Origin of the sequence: Streptomyces sp. NPDC090083 (assembly GCF_044747445.1) — a bacterium.
Classification (GTDB): domain Bacteria; phylum Actinomycetota; class Actinomycetes; order Streptomycetales; family Streptomycetaceae; genus Streptomyces.
In genome coordinates, this window is sequence record NZ_JBIVED010000017.1 from 22,769 (window position 1) to 39,287 (window position 16,519).

Consider the following 16,519-nt stretch of genomic DNA (forward strand, 5'->3'; position numbering starts at 1 on the left):
AGCGGCGATGTAGGCGGTCAAGTGCCATACGGTGACTACATGGGGAACGTGACCCAGCTGGCCGTGGAACTGGCCAACACCGGGACCCTCGACCAACAGGGCGAACTGGTCGGCGCGTTCTTCACGGAACACGGGATCACCCCGCCCCCGGACGGCGACTACGGCGACCTGCCGGACCTCGTACGCGCGGCCCTGGCCCAGTCGGTCGACGGCGAGGCCCCCGAGGCCGTCCACCGCCTGCTGCGCGACTACCCGCCGGAGATGCACCTCTCCGACCACGACGACCATGACGGCTGGCACCTCCACTTCAGCCGCGACGGCACCCCGGCCAAGCGCTGGACCGGCCAACTGATCGCCGCCAAGCTGGCGTTGATCACCGCCGGCGATCCCGCGGTGGCATTGGGCCGCTGCGCCGCCGCCACGTGCGAGAACTACTTCGCCGACCAGTCCCGCAACCGCACCCGCCGCTTCTGCTCCAACACCTGCGCCAGCCGGACCACGGTCGCGGCACACCGGGCGAGGGCGGCGAGAAAGCCTTAGCGGAGCGGATGGCGATGCGGGGGAAGCCGGATGTCCCCCTCAGGCCCCGGCCCGCACGACCAAGGTCCCGATGTAACCAGGCCGAGGCGCGTCAAGGACAGTCGCCACGGCCGAGGAGAACCCGGCCCGGAGCATCAGCCGTTCCCAGACGGCCGGGCGGTAGCTGTACCGGTAGGTGAACATGGCCTTGCCCGCGAAACCTCCCTTGTACATGCCCTGCGGGCCGTACGCGCCGGGGATGGCGGGCGGCTGCGAGAACACGAAGACGCCGCCTGGATTCAACCGTGCCCGTACGAGCGGGAACAGGCGGCCCGGGTCGGTGAACCAGGCAGCGCCGAAGATCGAGTAGATCGCGTCGTAGGTGTCGTCGCACGAGGCGAGGTACTCCAGGACCTCACCGCATGCGAACCCGGCCCCGGTGCCGCCCCATCGCTCACTCGTCTTCCTGACCATGACCGGAGAGAGGTCGACGCCCTGCGCGCCGACCCCGCGCTGCGCCAGGTACGCGAGCGCCCGCCCGGTACCGCACCCGATCTCCAGCACGCTGCGCGGATCACCGAGCAGTTCGGGACCGGGCCCGTGACCGGCGTACTGCGTCCAGCAGAACGTCGGCTCGGCATCGCCCTTGAAGGCGGACTCCGCGTAGGCGTCCCACAGTTCGGTCTCGGCCGGGATGTCATGGGGTACGGGCACGGTGTCGTTCCTCTGCGTCGGGTCGGGGTGCTGGAGCCCTCGCCCTCCCCGGGGAACGGGAGGGCGGGGCCGACTGTAGTGGCCGGTCAGTGGCTGTCGGGGACCTTGTCGTCGCACGGTGAGCAGTCCGTACCGTCGATGGCCCACAACTCCTCGTCCACGGGCCAGCCCTGCCCCTTCAGGAAGTCACCGGTCCGCAGGCACAGGCCGTCGTTCCGGCGCTGGATGAACGGGGCGTGATGCTTGTACCGGCCGTCGTTGTACAGGCGGCAGATGCCGAACCAGACGGGCGTGTCGAGGATGAGCTGATGGACCCCGAGGTCGACCAGCTTGCCCACGCCGAGGTGCACGTCCGGGTTCTCGATGGAGCCGAGCACGTACATGACGGCGTTGCCCAGGACCCGTTCGGCCATGTCGCGGACCATCGTGTGATCCCGCAGCAGCAGTGCTGTCTCACGGTCCCAGATGCTCATCCCCGACTCGAAGACGTTCATGGTCAGTTCGGTGATGTGCGGGGCGACTGCGTTGAGGAGTTCCTGCGGGTCCCGGGTGCGGGTGTCGGCGGGGTGGTCGAGGGTGACGGTCATGGGCGTTCCCTTCTCGCGGGAGAGGCTTGGGTATGAGGCGGGACAGGCCGGCCGCATGTTCAATGACGTTGTTCGCGTTCCTTGCCCGATGGTGAGGGCGCGAGAGGGCCACAAGTACCCCGGGCAGGGGTACTTGGCATGGCTCGCTCAGATCGCGGCGCACCATTCGGCGAAATGGGTGAGGGACTCCGAGTCGGCGCGCTTCAACCGGCGTAGCGTCGCGGCGTCTTCACGGACCCACGGGTGCTCTCGGGTGTGCTGCGGGGCGATCCGTCGGGCGGTCTTCAGCGACTCGAAGGCGTCATCGGCGACGCCTGACCGGAGTTGGGCACGAGCCAGTTCGATGTAGAACCCGGAGCGTCGCTCGGCCGGCAGATGGAGGGGTGGTGTCCACTCGTTCGCGATGGTGAGAGCGCGATCCGTATGCCCGTCGCCGAGGCTGACAGCGACGGACACCTCATGGATGCGGACGGAGTCGGGCCCGAACGCGGTGCCGTGGTAGACGCCCCCGGTGACCTGGTCCGCGAAAGCGCGGGCTTCTCTCAGGTGGCTGGCCGCCACCCCTGCATCGCGCGCTCGGCCGGCGATGACAGCGGCCCTCATGTGGAGCGCACCCCGAGTCGCGATCTCCGGCGGCGTGTTGGGGGCGGGTGCGGAGTCGAGCGCGTGTTCCAGTGCGCGCAGCCCCGGCGCATGGGCGTGGGCGGCGAAGAACGTCTCGGTGCGGACGTAGGCGACGGAGGCCGACAAGAGCGGATCTCCGGCCTCGGGAGCGGCCCATCTCATCAGCTCGACCATGCGCGCGGACAGGTCGAGGGCGCCGGACTTGTAGACGGCGGCGTCGGCGGAGCGGTAGGCGCTGACCAGGAGCGCGGCCAGGTCGGACCGCTTGTGGGCGGAGGCCTGGTGGTAGGCGCGGGTGAGTTCGGTGATCAGCTCGGGAAGCGTCCGGACGATGCGCGTGTACTGGGCGCCCAGCCGCCAGTCGACGGCCTCGGCCACGGCCGCGCGCAGGCTGGGCAGCGGGCGCGTCGGACCGTCCTCGGGCATGTCGTAGGCGGCGATCGCGGCAGAAAGCGCGGGCAGCGCATGGTGCAAGGCCCGCAGCGCGGGGTCTCGGTCGGTTCGCAGCCAGGTCGGGTCGACGCCCAATGCATGTGCGATGGCTTCGAGGGTGGCGTCCGTGACTCCGCGTTCGCCGCGTTCGATCTTGCGGACCGTACCGAGGGCGACACACGCCGCGTCGGCGAGTTGTCGCTGCGTCAGCTTCGGGCGGACGATGCTGCGGTAGTAGGCGATCCGCCTGCCCAGTCCGTCACTCGTGAACATCGCCATACAGGCTCCAGTTGAGGGCGTCCGGTCCGGACCGGACCGGGTCGAAGCAATACGCCTGCGCGAACTGCGCCACCGACCGGGACCGTCGGGACGCGACGCTACGGTCGGCCCGTCACGATCGTTGCGAGCTGGGCAAGACTGTCGATGCGCCAGTCCGCCGCCGCCACGACCTCGGGGTCATCGGCCCACAGATGTCCCCAGGGACCACGGCGGATGTGCGCGGCACGGAGGCCCGCCGATCTGGCGGGGAAGATGTCGTTGGCGGGATGGTCACCGACGTAGACCGTCCGGTCCGGTGCCGATCGGGCCACCTCAAGTACCCGGTCGAAGAAGTCCGGTTGAGGCTTCGCCACACCCCAGTCGCCCGAGGTGACGACGAGATCCGCAGGCAGGTCGAGGGCGCGCAGCAACTCGCCGGCGCGGGGGGTCTGGTTCCCGGCGACGACGACACGCACCCCGAGTGCGCGGAGCGCGGACAGGGCCGGGCGGACGTCGTCGTAGAGGTCGCTCTCGTCGAGGTACTCGCCCTGGCCGGCCGCTTCGCGAGCGCGGTACTCGGCGGCGACGTCGATGTCCGGCCGGACGAGACGGAGCGCCTCCGCGTTGTCCTGGCCCTTGGCCACGACGGCTCCGACGAGCGCGGAGACGGTGTGGCGGGGAACGTCGAGCCAATCGGCCCACGCCTCCCAGTACCGGTCGTCTCGGGTGATCGTCTCGCCGACGTCGAACACGATGGTCTCAATCACCCGGCGAAGCCTAGGCCGTCGCAGCGCCCGCCCGGCTCGCCTCCACGCCCGCCTCTGCCGCGAGGCCCCACCATCGAATTCCCGCCACCCCCCACATCCCCCCACACCCGATCACCGCCCCCACCACAAACGCACTCCCCTTCGAACCCCGGCCGCACACTCCACCCCGGCGCGCCGTCCCCCGAAGCTGCCCGCACCGGCATATGGCAAGGCGGGGCGGCATATTCAGTGGGGCGGGGGTGCTTCCTGCGCGCCCCTCCGCCCCCGGTTTCACCACGCAGAGTCACCGGTCCCGCCCGGCCCGGGCCCGGTACGGAGCCGCCGGGCGACCGGATCCGTACGTTCCTACAATCCGTAATCCTGGCCGAACAGACCGTAGTCACCGCACGCGGGCGCCCCTAGCTTGTGGCGCGTGCGCCGACCCCCCGCTCGACCCAGCCCGTCCACGCCGCCTCCGCCACCCACCCCGCCGTTCGACGCGCCCGCCGCCCGCCGGCTCCGAACCGCGCTCAACATGGGGCCCGAGCATGTCGCGTACGGCATGCGCGCCTCGTACGGGCTGTCGTATGTCACGCCTGACCTGGTCATCGCCTGGGAGCGGGGACTCACCGCGCCGTCCGGGCCGGAACTCACCGCGCTCGCGGGCGTGTTGTGGTGCTCGGCGGGTGAACTCATCGGCAGGCCACGCACACTGCGTGAGCACCGGCTCGCCCGGGGCCTCGCGCCGGAGGACGTCGCCCGGGCCGTCGGGCTCGAACTCCTCGTGTATCTGCGGATGGAGGAGAGCGACCAGTGGCGCGGCACCGAGCGGCAGTCGGCCGCGCTCGCCGATCTCCTCGATCTCTCGCTGCCCGACTTCGTCAGCATCACGGGACGCGACGCCAAGCTCGCGGAGTTGCTGCGCGGCGCGATGACCACGCGGTGGCAGGCGTACGTACGGCCGATCGGCAAGATGGTGCCCCTGGACCGGCGGCTCCTGGAGGACTCCCTCCAGGAGTTGCACGAGGACTACCAGGCGCAGATGGTCGCGACGCTCAGCTGGGGCGGCGGCGCCTCCGCCGTCGAGGCGGGCGAGGCCGGCCGGGACTTCCTCGACCAGATCATCAGCAGGTTCTGGGCCATGGTGGAGAGGAGTGCCTATTGAGCCCGCCGCGCCGGTGGAGTCCCCGATGCCTGTCGGTGGGCGCAGGGCCCCGCGGGCGCTCCGCCCGAAGGCCGGCTCGGTCTCGCTAGAAGACCGACTCCGCCTCGTCCATCCGGTCCTTCGGCACCGTCTTCAGCTCGGTGACCGCCTCCGCCAGCGGCACCATCACCACGTCCGTGCCGCGCAGCGCGGTCATCCGGCCGAACTGCCCCTGGTGGGCGGCCTCGACCGCGTGCCAGCCGAAGCGGGTCGCCAGCACCCGGTCGTACGCGGTCGGTACGCCGCCGCGCTGGATGTGGCCGAGGATGACCGGCTTGGCCTCCTTGCCGAGGCGGCGTTCGAGTTCGTAGGCCAGCGCCGTGCCGATGCCCTGGAAGCGCTCGTGGCCGAACTGGTCGATCTCGCCCTTGTTGTAGTCCATGGAGCCCTCGGCGGGGTGCGCGCCCTCGGCCACGCACACGACGGCGAACTTCTTGCCGCGGGCGAAGCGCTCCTCGACCATCTTGACCAGGTCGGCGGGGTCGAAGGGGCGCTCGGGCAGGCAGATGCCGTGCGCGCCCGCCGCCATGCCGGACTCCAGCGCGATCCAGCCCGCGTGCCGGCCCATGACCTCGACGACCATGACCCGCTGGTGCGACTCGGCCGTGGTCTTCAGGCGGTCCATCGCCTCCGTTGCGACGCCGACCGCCGTGTCGAAGCCGAAGGTGCGGTCCGTCGACGAGATGTCGTTGTCGATGGTCTTCGGGACGCCGACGACCGGCAGGCCCGCGTCGCTCAGCATGCGCGCGGCGGTCAGCGTGCCCTCGCCGCCGATCGGGATCAGGGCGTCGATCCCGAAGTCGCGGGCGATGTCCAGCGCGTTCTCGCACGCCTCGCGGAGCCGGTCCCGCTCCAGCCGGGAGGAGCCGAGGATCGTGCCGCCGCGGGCGAGGATGCCGCTGACCGCGTCGAGGTCGAGGGTGCGGTAGCGGCCGTCGAGCAGTCCGGCGTAGCCGTCCTCGAAGCCGATGACCTCGTCGCCGTAGTTGTCGACCGCTCGGTGCACGACCGACCGGATCACGGCGTTCAGGCCGGGGCAGTCGCCGCCTGCGGTGAGAACTCCGATGCGCATCGTGCTGTGTCTCCTGCTCGCTGTTGAGACCGGTGAGCCAGGGTGATTCTTTCACGTCCTTCACAGGGTTGCCGATTCCGCCTGTCCCGGGGGTGCCGGTTCGGTCCGTTATGCGATGTTCCGCGCTCCGGCGGCTCCCGTGCGCCGCCCTAGCCGGCGGGCGTCTTATCCACCCCCGGAGGTATTGTCAAGATGGTTCTGCTCACCCTCGGTGGGCGATTTTCGCGGCTGTCCGGGGCAGGAACACGGCGGCCGGAACACGACCATCCAGAGGGAGAACGCACCCGTGACGCGCAGCGTGTACGTGACCGGGATCGACCGCGGCGACGGCCGTCAGGTCGTCGAGCTGGGGGTCATGGAACTCCTGACCCGGCAGGTCGACCGGGTGGGGGTGTTCCGCCCCCTCGTCCACGACGGCCCCGATCGTCTGTTCGAGCTGTTGCGGGCGCGCTACCGGCTGTCCCAGGACCCGGCGACCGTCTACGGCATGGACTACCACGAGGCCTCCACCCTCCAGGCCGAGCAGGGCACCGACGAGCTGGTGTCCACGCTCGTCGACCGCTTCCACCTCGTCGCCCGTGACTACGACGTCGTCCTCGTCCTCGGCACCGACTACGCGGACACCCAGTTCCCGGACGAGCTGTCCCTCAACGCCCGGCTCGCGAACGAGTTCGGCGCCTCGGTGATCCCCGTCGTCGGCGGCCGCAAGCAGACCGCCGAGTCTGTGCTCGCGGAGACGCGCAACGCGTACCGCGCCTACGACGGCCTCGGCTGCGACGTCCTCGCGATGGTCACCAACCGGGTCGCCCGCGAGGACCGGGACACGATCGCCACCCGGCTGGAGACGCGGCTGCCGGTGCCCTGCTACGTCGTGCCGGACGAGCCCGCCCTCTCCGCGCCGACCGTCGCCCAGATCACCCACGCCCTCCACGGCACGGTCCTCCTCGGGGACGACTCGGGGCTCGCGCGCGACGCGCTGGACTTCGTCTTCGGCGGGGCGATGCTGCCCAACTTCCTGAACGCGCTGACCCCGGGCTGTCTCGTCGTCACCCCGGGCGACCGCGCCGACCTCGTCATCGGCGCGCTCGCCGCGCACAGCGCCGGCACCCCGCCGATAGCCGGTGTGCTGCTCACCCTGAACGAGCGGCCCTCCGACGGTGTCCTCACCCTCGCCGCCCGCCTCGCGCCGGGCACCCCGGTGATCTCGGTGGCCGGCACCTCCTTCCCCACCGCCGCCGAACTCTTCTCCCTGGAGGGGAAGTTGAACGCGGCGACCCCGCGCAAGGCGGAGACCGCGCTCGGCCTCTTCGAGCGGTACGTCGACACGGGCGACCTGCTGAGGCGGGTCTCGGCGCCGAGCAGCGACCGGCTCACCCCGATGATGTTCGAGCACACGCTCCTGGAGCAGGCCCGCTCCGACAAGCGCCGCATCGTCCTGCCCGAGGGCACCGAACCCCGCGTCCTGCACGCCGCGGAGGTCCTTCTGCGGCGCGGTGTCTGCGAGTTGACGCTCCTCGGCGCCGAGGACCAGATCCGCAAGCGGGCCGCCGATCTCGGCATCGACCTCAGCGCGGCCCAGCTGATCGACCCGCACACCTCCGGGCTCCGCGACCGTTTCGCCGAGAAGTACGCCGCACTCCGCGCCCACAAGGGCGTGACCGTGGAGCTGGCCTACGACGTCGTCGCCGACGTGAACTACTTCGGCACCCTGATGGTCCAGGAGGGCCTCGCCGACGGCATGGTCTCCGGCGCCGTGCACTCCACCGCCGCGACGATCCGCCCCGCCTTCGAGATCATCAAGACGAAGCCGGACGCCGACATCGTCTCGTCCGTCTTCTTCATGTGCCTCGCCGACAAGGTCCTCGTCTACGGCGACTGCGCCGTGAACCCGGACCCGAACGCCGAGCAGCTGGCCGACATCGCCATCCAGTCGGCCGCCACCGCCGAGCGGTTCGGGGTGGCGGCGCGGATCGCGATGCTGTCGTACTCGACCGGTACGTCCGGCTCGGGCATCGACGTCGACAAGGTGCGCGAGGCGACCGAACTGGTCCGACTGCGGCGGCCCGACCTGCGTATCGAGGGACCCATCCAGTACGACGCGGCCGTCGAGCCCAGCGTCGCCGCCACGAAGCTGCCGGAGTCCGAAGTCGCGGGCCAGGCAAGCGTGTTGATCTTCCCCGACCTGAACACCGGCAACAACACCTACAAGGCCGTGCAGCGTTCGGCCGGCGCGATCGCGGTCGGGCCGGTGCTGCAGGGGCTGCGCAAGCCGGTCAACGACCTGTCCCGGGGCGCCCTCGTCTCGGACATCGTCAACACCGTCGCCATCACGGCGATCCAGGCACAGACCCCGAACGAGAAGGCAACCCAGCAGTGACCGCGACCCGTGTCCTCGTCCTCAACTCCGGCTCCTCGTCGGTGAAGTACCAGTTGCTCGACATGGCGGCCGGCACCCGTCTCGCGGTCGGGCTGGTCGAGCGGATCGGCGAGGAGACCTCCCGCCTCCGGCACACCCACGTCGACACGGACACCGTCCGTGAGCGGACCGGGCCGATCCCCGACCACGCGGCCGCCCTGAAGGCCGTGGCGGAAGAGCTGACGAGGGACGGACTCGGCCTGGACTCACCGGAGTTGGCGGCCATCGGGCACCGGGTGGTGCACGGCGGGCAGACCTTCACCGCGCCGACCGTGATCGACGGGGCCGTGCTCGCGGAGATCGAACGGCTGGTCCCCGTGGCCCCGTTGCACAATCCGGCGAACCTCGTCGGGATCCGTACGGCGATGGCCCTGCGGCCCGATCTGCCGCAGGTGGCCGTGTTCGACACGGCGTTCCACACGACGATGCCGGAGTCGGCCGCGCGGTACGCGATCGACGTGGCGACCGCCGACGCGTACCGGATCCGGCGCTACGGCTTCCACGGGACCTCGCACGCGTATGTGTCGCGGGCGACGGCGAAGCTGCTGGGCAAGGCGCCCGAGGACGTCAACGTGATCGTGCTGCACCTCGGGAACGGGGCGTCGGCCTCCGCCGTGCGCGGCGGCCGGTGCGTGGACACCTCCATGGGGCTGACGCCGCTGGAGGGTCTGGTGATGGGGACCAGGTCGGGAGACCTGGATCCGGCCGTCATCTTCCATTTGATGCGTGTTGGCGAAATGTCCACGGATGAGATCGACACTCTTCTCAACAAGAGGAGCGGTCTGATCGGACTGTGCGGGGACAACGACATGCGGGAGATCCGGCGCCGGATCGACGAGGGCGACGAACAGGCGGAACTCGCCTTCGACATCTACATTCACCGTTTGAAGAAGTACATCGGCGCCTACTGCGCGGTGCTCGGCCGGGTGGACGCGGTCGCCTTCACAGCGGGAGTCGGGGAGAACGCGAGTGCCGTGCGGGAAGCTGCCGTCACGGGCCTGGAGCTGCTGGGGCTCGGGGTCGACGGGGCGCTGAACGCCGTACGGAGCGACGAGCCGCGGCTGATCTCACCCGCGTCCGCGCGGGTCGCGGTCGCGGTGGTGCCGACGGACGAGGAATGGGAGATCGCCACGCAGAGCTATGCGCTGGTCGGAAATTCCAACGCCTGAGCGCCCGCCCGCCCATTTGTATCTTCCGCCAGACGGAATATTCCGTAGCGAAACAAACCGATAGGATCGTCCCATGCGCCGTTCGAAAATCGTCTGTACTCTCGGCCCCGCGGTCGACTCCCACGAGCAGTTGGTGTCGCTGATCGAGGCCGGCATGAATGTGGCCCGCTTCAATTTCAGCCACGGCACCCACGCCGAGCACCAGGGGCGGTACGACCGCGTCCGTGCCGCGGCCAAGGAGACCGGCCGTGCCATCGGCGTCCTCGCCGACCTGCAGGGCCCGAAGATCCGCCTGGAGACCTTCGCCGAGGGTCCCGTCGAGCTGGTGCGCGGTGACGAGTTCACCATCACCACCGAGGACGTCCCGGGCGACAAGACCATCTGCGGTACGACGTACAAGGGCCTGCCCGGTGACGTCTCGCGCGGGGACCAGATCCTCATCAACGACGGCAACGTCGAGCTGAAGGTCCTGGACGTCGAGGGCCCGCGGGTCCAGACGATCGTCATCGAGGGCGGTGTCATCTCCGACCACAAGGGCATCAACCTGCCCGGCGCGGCCGTGAACGTGCCCGCGCTGTCCGAGAAGGACGTCGAGGACCTGCGCTTCGCCCTGCGGATGGGCTGCGACATGGTCGCCCTGTCCTTCGTGCGCGACGCCCACGACGTGAACGACGTCCACAAGGTGATGGACGAGGAGGGCCGCCGGGTCCCCGTCATCGCCAAGGTGGAGAAGCCGCAGGCGGTCGCCAACATGGAGGCCGTGGTCGCGGCCTTCGACGCGGTGATGGTGGCCCGTGGCGACCTCGCCGTGGAGTACCCGCTGGAGAAGGTCCCGATGGTGCAGAAGCGCCTGGTGGAGCTCTGCCGCCGTAACGCCAAGCCGGTGATCGTGGCGACCCAGATGATGGAGTCGATGATCACCAACTCCCGCCCCACGCGCGCTGAGGCCTCCGACGTGGCCAACGCGATCCTGGACGGCGCGGACGCGGTCATGCTGTCCGCGGAGTCGAGCGTGGGCGCGTATCCGATCGAGACGGTCAAGACGATGTCGAAGATCGTCGTCGCGGCCGAGGAGGAGCTGCTCAGCAAGGGCCTGCAGCCGCTGGTGCCGGGCAAGAAGCCGCGTACGCAGGGCGGTTCGATCGCGCGTGCCGCGTGCGAGATCGCCGACTTCCTCGGCGGCCGGGCCCTGGTGGCCTTCACGCAGTCGGGTGACACCGCCCGCCGGCTGTCCCGCTACCGCGCCTCGCAGCCGATCGTCGCCTTCACGACGGACGAGGGCACCCGCAACCAGCTGGCGCTCAGCTGGGGCGTCGAGTCGCACGTCGTGCCGTTCGTCAACAGCACGGACGAGATGGTCGACATGGTCGACGCGGAGATCGCCAAGATCAACCGCTTCAACCCGGGCGACACCCTCATCATCACGGCCGGCTCGCCTCCCGGCGTCCCCGGCACCACCAACATGCTCCGCGTCCACCACCTCGGTGGCGGCGAGCGCAACTGACGCTCCGCCGGCGGTTGTCGCACGGCACTGAGGGCGCCCCCTGGAGAAGGGGGCGCCCTCAGTTCTGTGCGCGGCTCCCGAACGGGCTTGTGGGCGGGGTCAGTTCTGGTAGCTGCGCAGGCCCGGGACGGTCAGCGTGCCGCCGAACTGGCCCGCCTGGACCACCTTCACGTTGGTGAAGTAGATCAGCGGGATGTTGAGCGGCGGCGGGTTGTCCGGGTCGAACGTGATCGGGATCAGACCGAACAGGTTGCCCGAGATGGACTCGGTGTACATGACCGTGTCGCCGTCGCGGATCGTGGAGGTCGAGCCGGAGGCCGCCTGCACGTGGTACGTCTTGCCGGACTGCTTGTCGTCGACCGTCTGGTGCAGGTCGCCGATGTCGGTGCCGCCGGAGATGACATACTTCAGGACCTTCTTGACCGAGCCGTTGGCCGTCTTCACCTCGACGACGCCCTGGTAGTCGGCGCCCTTGAGGAGCAGCGAACTCGCGTTCAGGTACCAGGGATCGTCCGGCAGCAGCACCTTGTTGTCGACGCCGCTGGTGTCGTCCGTGGCGACCGGGCAGTCCGAGGTGTCGGTGCTCGCGCTCGCGGACGGGCTCGGGGTGGCCGTGGTGGTGGCCGCGTCCTCGGCCGCCTTCTTGGTGTCCTCGGCCGCCTTGGACGCCGCGTCGGTCGTGTCCTTCACGGTGTCCTTGACCGTGTCGGTGACCTTCTTCGTCGTGTCCTTGACGGTGTCGGACGCGCTGGAGGAACCGTCCGAGGACGTGTCCTTCGTGGCGCTCGCCGAGGCGGACGCGGTCGGCGTCGGGGTGGCACTCGCCGTGCTGTCGGACTTCGACGTACCGCCGGTGAGGATCCCGGTGATGGCGTCGCCGATGCTGTCCAGCAGGCCGCCGCTGCTCGCGGACGCCGAGGGCGTCGCGGTGGCGGTGCTGCCGGACGAACCGCTCGACTCCGCCGACTTGCTCGCGGAGGCGGACGGCGTGGGCTTGGCGGCCTTGTCGTCGGAACCTGAATCCGACGAAGAGGTCTTGCCCGAGTCCGAGTCGTCCGACGTCGACCCGTCCGTCGCCGAGGGCGAGGGCGTCGCGTCGTCCTTGGAGGAGTCGGCGGACTCACTGGCGCTGGTGGACGGCGACGCCGAGGGGGTGGCGCTCGCCGTGGACTTGGCGAGGGCCGCGACGCAGTCCTTGTACTCGTCGGCCGTCAGGCTCTTCGACGACGGCGAGGCCGTCGCACCGTTGTCGGCCAGGGCCAGCGAGGACGTGAGACCCAGGCCCATGATGACGGCGGTGGGCATCGCCACGGTGGCTATCGCCTTGCCGGCGGGCATGTGGAGCCTGGTGAACAGCGGCTTCTTGGGTGCCGCATGCCGCGGCCCGGTTCTCACACGGGACTCGTCCACATCAGTCCCGTGGGTCACCTCGTCAGCCGGCACTGTGCCTCCCGTTCGCCCCGTTGTTCACCGGGCTCGTTCCTGACAGATCGTTCGGCTCGTCCGTACCGTCGGCGGACTCGTACGGCGCGGGCTCCTGCGGCTTGGCGTAGTACGACGCGGAGTCGTGCGGTGCCGCCTCGTACGGCGCGGCCGCGGCCGGGGCGCCGCCCTCTCCCTGTACGTCCTCCGGCGCCTGCGGCTCAGGCGGTGCGCCCGGCGCCCAGGACACGGCCAGCGCCCCGCCGACCATGGCGAAGAGGAAGCCGATCAGGAAGCCGCCGAGGTTGGACACGGGGATGGACACCAGCGCCAGCAGAATCGCCGCGACACCCGCGAAGGTGCGCACGTGCTTCTGGAACCAGAGGCTGAAGCCCAGGACGACGAGCAGCACACCGATGATCAGGGACCCGGCGCCCGCGGTGGTCGCCATCGCCAGCGTCAGATGCCCGATCTGGAGATGCGCGTACGGGAAGTAGGCGATCGGGAGTCCGCCGAGCATGACGAACAGACCGGCCCAGAACGGCCTCGTGCCACGCCAGGCGCGGAACTGCTGCCTCCGGCGGGTGAACTGGCCGGGTGCGGCAGGGGTCTCGGCGCTCATGGAAAACAGCTCCCTGGTACGGCGTTGCTGTGGTGGAGAGGTGCACCTCGCGTGAAGGTGCGGGTGGAAGGTGGACGGGCGGGGGCGCCACCGGCTCCCCCGCCCGCCGTCACGTGCCTAGTAGCACTCGTGCGTGCCGGCCGAGACCGACATCTTCAGCCCGCTGAGCTTGAAGGTTCCGGCAGTGGTGGCCCACGCCGTCTGCTTCACGTTGGTCAGCGTGGCCGACTCGGCCTGCTGCGCGAATCCGTACGGGTTGGCAGCCTCGCTGCCGCCCTTCATGCCCGGACCCTTGCCGCCCTTGTCGGCGCCCGTGTTGCCGGCCGCCACACCGATGTCGATGTTGTGGAACACAGCGTCGGCGCTGAGGTCCTCGACGTCGATGTACAGGTTGTCGGCCTGGACGGGCGTACCGCCGCCGCCGGCCTTCAGCACGAGGCTGACGGACCCGAGCAGCGGGATGTTCGGGGTGACCACCGACTGGCACATGTTGGTGATCGACGCGGACTTGAACGACGAGACCGCGACCGGGTGGAGCGACTTGCTGCCGTCCAGGTTGTAACCCGAGTCGAGCGCCCCGTACTGAGCGAAGCCCGTGCCGTCGAGCTGGTCGGCCGTCACCTTGAACGACTGGCCGGAAACGCTGAACGACGCGGCGAGAGCACCCTGCGCGAGGGCCACACCTATACACGCCGTAGCGGCGACGCTGGGCACCATGACCACAGCGAAGCGCTTCCATCTGGTCCCGCCACGCACCTGGGACTCCATATTTCCTCCTTCTCGGACGTACATCTCCTGGCCCTGACTGCCCCCAGTTGGCGGCTCAGCCGGGCAGGGATGGGAGAAGTGCTACGTCCTCGGGAAGGGGAGCGCCCGTCCTCGGAGGCGCGAACCGCGCACCGATCACCGGCGATCACCCCCGAGCGACAACCACTGGTCGCGCCTGACGCACATCACGCACAACCTTGCTGGACAGGCTCCGCCGAGCGGCGAAGACCCCCCTGCCCAAGAGCCGACTCCATAGTTTCCGGCTCTACTCGGTGGGGACCCAGGAGATTCCGGCGACCCGACCGGCTGTCGGGGTACGGAAATGGACCGAGCGTCGCCGATCGTGGTGCATTCTCGCCGCCCGCACAAGGGGCTTCGTTACTGGGTAGTAACGGCCGGATAACCGAACAACGACCCGCCGGTATCGGTCGACGACGCTGGGTGCCATCCTGGGCCAGGACAAATCAGTTGAGTTCCGGACGGAATCCGACAGATCAAGGGGCCTGACTTACTCCAAGTAACAGCGGCCGCGATTACCAAGTTTTGGTAAAGCGCGGCCGCAGTGACACTCTGTCGGCAGATCTTTCACTCCGGCATCACAGGTCACGAGGTTTACCGACTGGTCAGAACCGGCCCCGTGCCCCGCTCAGAACAACGCCCTCGCCAGTGCCCGCCGGGCCGCCGTCACCCTGGGGTCATCCCCGCCGACGACCTCGAACAGCTCCAGCAGCCGCAGCCGTACGGCGTCCCGGTCGTCACCCACCGTGCGCCGCACTGTGTCGATCAGCCGGCTGAAAGCGTCCTCGACGTGACCGCCCACCAGGTCCAGGTCGGCGGCGGCGATCTGCGCCGGCACGTCACCCGGCTTCTCGGCGGCCTCGGTGCGCACCTGCTGCGGGTCGAGCGCCGACACCCGGTGCAGCAACTCGGCCTGGGCGAGCCCCAGTTTCGCCTCGGAGTTGCCCGGGTCGTCGCTCAGCACGTTCTTGTAGGCCTGCACGGCCCCGCCGAAGTCCCCGGCGTCCAGGGCCTGTACGGCGGCTTCGAGGAGTGCGTCGTAGGGGCCCGCGGGCACCTCGGCGACGGCCTCGGGACGCTCGCCCTGCCCGGCGTCGGGGTCGACGGCCAGCCCGGTGAGACCGAAGCGCTGCTCGGCGACCTGGATCAACTGGTCGAGGGTCTGCCGGATCTGCGACTCGGCGGCGGCCCCCTGGAAGAGCGGGAGCGCCTGGCCGGCGACCACCGCGAAGACGGCCGGGATGCCCTGCACCCCGAACTGCTGCATCAGCATCTGGTTGGCGTCGACGTCGATCTTGGCGAGGACGAAGCGTCCGTTGTAGTCGAGGGCGAGCCGCTCCAGGAGCGGGCTCAGCTGCTTGCACGGCTCGCACCACTCGGCCCAGAAGTCGATGACGACCGGGACCTCGGTGGACCGCTGCAGGACCTCGCTCTCGAACCCCGCCTCATCTACGTCGATCACCAGGTCGGCCGGGGAGACGGCCCCGCCGCCGCCCTGCCGGGCGGACTCGGCGCGCGCCTGCTCCGCCTTGGCCTTGGCCTCCTGGGCCGCCTTCACCGCGGCGAGGTCGACGACTCCGCTCATGGACATGTTCCGTGGCTGCATGCGTCTATCCTCCCCCGTCCGCGCGTGTGAATGAAAAGCGTTGTGAAAGCCGGTCCGGTAAGTGCTGTCCTGCGCCGGGTCCCCACCCCGCGCCCGCTGGTTACGCTACGACCCGTAGCGTAATGGCACGAGGGGCCTCCCGGACACCGGTATCCGGTGATCTCCCTCACTGCGCCACAGGACCCGACGGTTATGGTCGTGCGATGCAGAGCAGCACTCCCGCCCCGCGCGCCGCAGGACGCCCGCGCAGCGCCACGGCGGACACCGCGATCCTCGCGGCCACGCGGGAGGCCCTGGTCGAACTCGGCTGGTCCAGGCTCACGCTGGGGGACGTCGCCGCCCGCGCGGGGGTCGCGAAGACGACCCTCTACCGCCGCTGGGCGGGCAAGAACGAACTCGTCGTCGACGCGGTGGCGGAGCTCTTCGACGAGCTCCGCCTCCCCGACCGGGGCACGCTGGCCGCCGACATCGAGGGCGTCGTCCTCCAGTTCGCGGCGATCCTGGCCCGCCCCGAGGCCAAGAGCGGGCTGATGGCGGTGGTCGCCGAGTCGACCCGCGACGACGCCCTGCGCGAGCGCATCCGCACCTCGATCGTCGACCGGCAGAAACGCCTGGTCCTGGAGGGCAGGGCGCGGGCCCAGGCGCGCGGCGAACTCCCCCCGGAGACCGACCCCGAGGAGGCCGCCCGCACCGCCGACCTCATCTTCGACGTGGTCGCGGGCGCGGTCGTCCACCGCACCCTGGTGAGCGCCGAACCGGCCGACGAACGCTGGGTCCGCAGCCTCACCCAGGTCCTGCTGCTGGGGCTCACCTCACTCAACACCCCGTAGGGACGGGC

15 protein-coding genes are annotated in these 16,519 nt (G+C 70.0%); 6 read left to right on the forward strand and 9 right to left on the reverse strand.

Annotated elements, in window-relative coordinates:
• Positions 1-39: 39 nt before the first annotated feature.
• The gene (locus ACIPTO_RS39625) at positions 40-540 is read left to right on the forward strand and encodes a CGNR zinc finger domain-containing protein (protein ID WP_401200091.1); all 501 of its coding nucleotides are present in this window, start codon (positions 40-42) and stop codon (positions 538-540) included.
• A 39-nt stretch (positions 541-579) separates the two neighbouring features.
• Here the strand turns inward: ACIPTO_RS39625 and ACIPTO_RS39630 are convergent, their stop codons facing one another.
• The 4 genes from ACIPTO_RS39630 to ACIPTO_RS39645 form a co-directional block, all read right to left on the reverse strand.
• Positions 580-1,233 carry a class I SAM-dependent methyltransferase gene (locus ACIPTO_RS39630; protein WP_401200094.1) on the reverse strand — a complete coding sequence of 218 codons (654 nt, stop codon included), beginning with the start codon at positions 1,231-1,233 and terminating at the stop codon, positions 580-582.
• A gap of 86 nt (positions 1,234-1,319) precedes the next feature.
• On the reverse strand, positions 1,320-1,820 hold the full coding sequence (locus tag ACIPTO_RS39635; protein WP_366325241.1) for a hypothetical protein: 501 nt from the start codon (positions 1,818-1,820) through the stop codon (positions 1,320-1,322).
• A 147-nt stretch (positions 1,821-1,967) separates the two neighbouring features.
• On the reverse strand, positions 1,968-3,155 hold the full coding sequence (locus tag ACIPTO_RS39640; RefSeq protein WP_401200097.1) for a helix-turn-helix domain-containing protein: 1,188 nt from the start codon (positions 3,153-3,155) through the stop codon (positions 1,968-1,970).
• A gap of 98 nt (positions 3,156-3,253) precedes the next feature.
• Positions 3,254-3,901 (reverse strand): HAD family hydrolase, encoded by a 648-nt coding sequence (locus tag ACIPTO_RS39645; protein ID WP_401200100.1) that lies wholly within the window; start codon positions 3,899-3,901, stop codon positions 3,254-3,256.
• Positions 3,902-4,415: 514 nt separating this feature from the next.
• Here ACIPTO_RS39645 and ACIPTO_RS39650 point away from each other — a divergent pair.
• Positions 4,416-5,045, forward strand: coding sequence for an XRE family transcriptional regulator (locus tag ACIPTO_RS39650; RefSeq protein ID WP_366325430.1), 630 nt, complete (start codon positions 4,416-4,418; stop codon positions 5,043-5,045).
• Positions 5,046-5,130: 85 nt separating this feature from the next.
• Here ACIPTO_RS39650 and ACIPTO_RS39655 read toward each other — a convergent pair whose 3' ends face one another.
• A complete protein-coding gene (locus tag ACIPTO_RS39655; RefSeq protein ID WP_366325247.1) occupies positions 5,131-6,156 on the reverse strand; it encodes an ATP-dependent 6-phosphofructokinase in 1,026 nt (341 codons plus the stop codon).
• A gap of 286 nt (positions 6,157-6,442) precedes the next feature.
• On the opposite strand from ACIPTO_RS39655, the gene pta reads away from it, so the two are divergent.
• From pta to pyk, 3 genes are all read left to right on the forward strand, one after another.
• Complete coding sequence (gene pta, locus ACIPTO_RS39660; RefSeq protein ID WP_366325249.1) at positions 6,443-8,533, forward strand: phosphate acetyltransferase; 2,091 nt, start codon at positions 6,443-6,445, stop codon at positions 8,531-8,533.
• Complete coding sequence (locus ACIPTO_RS39665; protein WP_366325251.1) at positions 8,530-9,741, forward strand: acetate kinase; 1,212 nt, start codon at positions 8,530-8,532, stop codon at positions 9,739-9,741. Before pta ends, ACIPTO_RS39665 begins: the two co-directional genes overlap by 4 nt.
• Before the next feature lie 73 nt (positions 9,742-9,814).
• On the forward strand, positions 9,815-11,245 hold the full coding sequence (gene pyk / locus ACIPTO_RS39670; protein WP_366325253.1) for a pyruvate kinase: 1,431 nt from the start codon (positions 9,815-9,817) through the stop codon (positions 11,243-11,245).
• 99 nt (positions 11,246-11,344) lie between these two features.
• On the opposite strand, the gene ACIPTO_RS39675 is transcribed toward pyk, so the two are convergent.
• The 4 genes from ACIPTO_RS39675 to ACIPTO_RS39690 form a co-directional block, all read right to left on the reverse strand.
• On the reverse strand, positions 11,345-12,688 hold the full coding sequence (locus ACIPTO_RS39675) for a hypothetical protein (protein ID WP_366325255.1): 1,344 nt from the start codon (positions 12,686-12,688) through the stop codon (positions 11,345-11,347).
• Complete coding sequence (locus ACIPTO_RS39680; RefSeq protein WP_366325257.1) at positions 12,678-13,289, reverse strand: DUF6114 domain-containing protein; 612 nt, start codon at positions 13,287-13,289, stop codon at positions 12,678-12,680. The genes ACIPTO_RS39675 and ACIPTO_RS39680 overlap by 11 nt, the downstream gene beginning before the upstream one ends.
• 117 nt (positions 13,290-13,406) lie before the next feature.
• Positions 13,407-14,057, reverse strand: coding sequence for a DUF6230 family protein (locus tag ACIPTO_RS39685; protein WP_366325259.1), 651 nt, complete (start codon positions 14,055-14,057; stop codon positions 13,407-13,409).
• A 646-nt stretch (positions 14,058-14,703) separates the two neighbouring features.
• On the reverse strand, positions 14,704-15,681 hold the full coding sequence (locus ACIPTO_RS39690; protein ID WP_366325261.1) for a tetratricopeptide repeat protein: 978 nt from the start codon (positions 15,679-15,681) through the stop codon (positions 14,704-14,706).
• Positions 15,682-15,884: 203 nt separating this feature from the next.
• On the opposite strand from ACIPTO_RS39690, the gene ACIPTO_RS39695 reads away from it, so the two are divergent.
• Positions 15,885-16,511 (forward strand): TetR/AcrR family transcriptional regulator, encoded by a 627-nt coding sequence (locus ACIPTO_RS39695; protein ID WP_401200108.1) that lies wholly within the window; start codon positions 15,885-15,887, stop codon positions 16,509-16,511.
• Positions 16,512-16,519 lie beyond the last annotated feature (8 nt).

Coding starts and splice junctions, on each gene's coding strand:
- ACIPTO_RS39650 (WP_366325430.1), top strand. CDS start 4,416: ATGGGGCCCGAGCATGTCGCGTACGGCATGCGCGCCTCGTACGGGCTG.
- pyk (WP_366325253.1), top strand. CDS start 9,815: ATGCGCCGTTCGAAAATCGTCTGTACTCTCGGCCCCGCGGTCGACTCC.
- ACIPTO_RS39625 (WP_401200091.1), top strand. CDS start 40: ATGGGGAACGTGACCCAGCTGGCCGTGGAACTGGCCAACACCGGGACC.
- ACIPTO_RS39655 (WP_366325247.1), bottom strand. CDS start 6,156: ATGCGCATCGGAGTTCTCACCGCAGGCGGCGACTGCCCCGGCCTGAAC.
- ACIPTO_RS39680 (WP_366325257.1), bottom strand. CDS start 13,289: ATGAGCGCCGAGACCCCTGCCGCACCCGGCCAGTTCACCCGCCGGAGG.
- ACIPTO_RS39635 (WP_366325241.1), bottom strand. CDS start 1,820: ATGACCGTCACCCTCGACCACCCCGCCGACACCCGCACCCGGGACCCG.
- ACIPTO_RS39640 (WP_401200097.1), bottom strand. CDS start 3,155: ATGGCGATGTTCACGAGTGACGGACTGGGCAGGCGGATCGCCTACTAC.
- ACIPTO_RS39695 (WP_401200108.1), top strand. CDS start 15,885: ATGCAGAGCAGCACTCCCGCCCCGCGCGCCGCAGGACGCCCGCGCAGC.
- ACIPTO_RS39690 (WP_366325261.1), bottom strand. CDS start 15,681: ATGCAGCCACGGAACATGTCCATGAGCGGAGTCGTCGACCTCGCCGCG.
- ACIPTO_RS39685 (WP_366325259.1), bottom strand. CDS start 14,057: ATGGAGTCCCAGGTGCGTGGCGGGACCAGATGGAAGCGCTTCGCTGTG.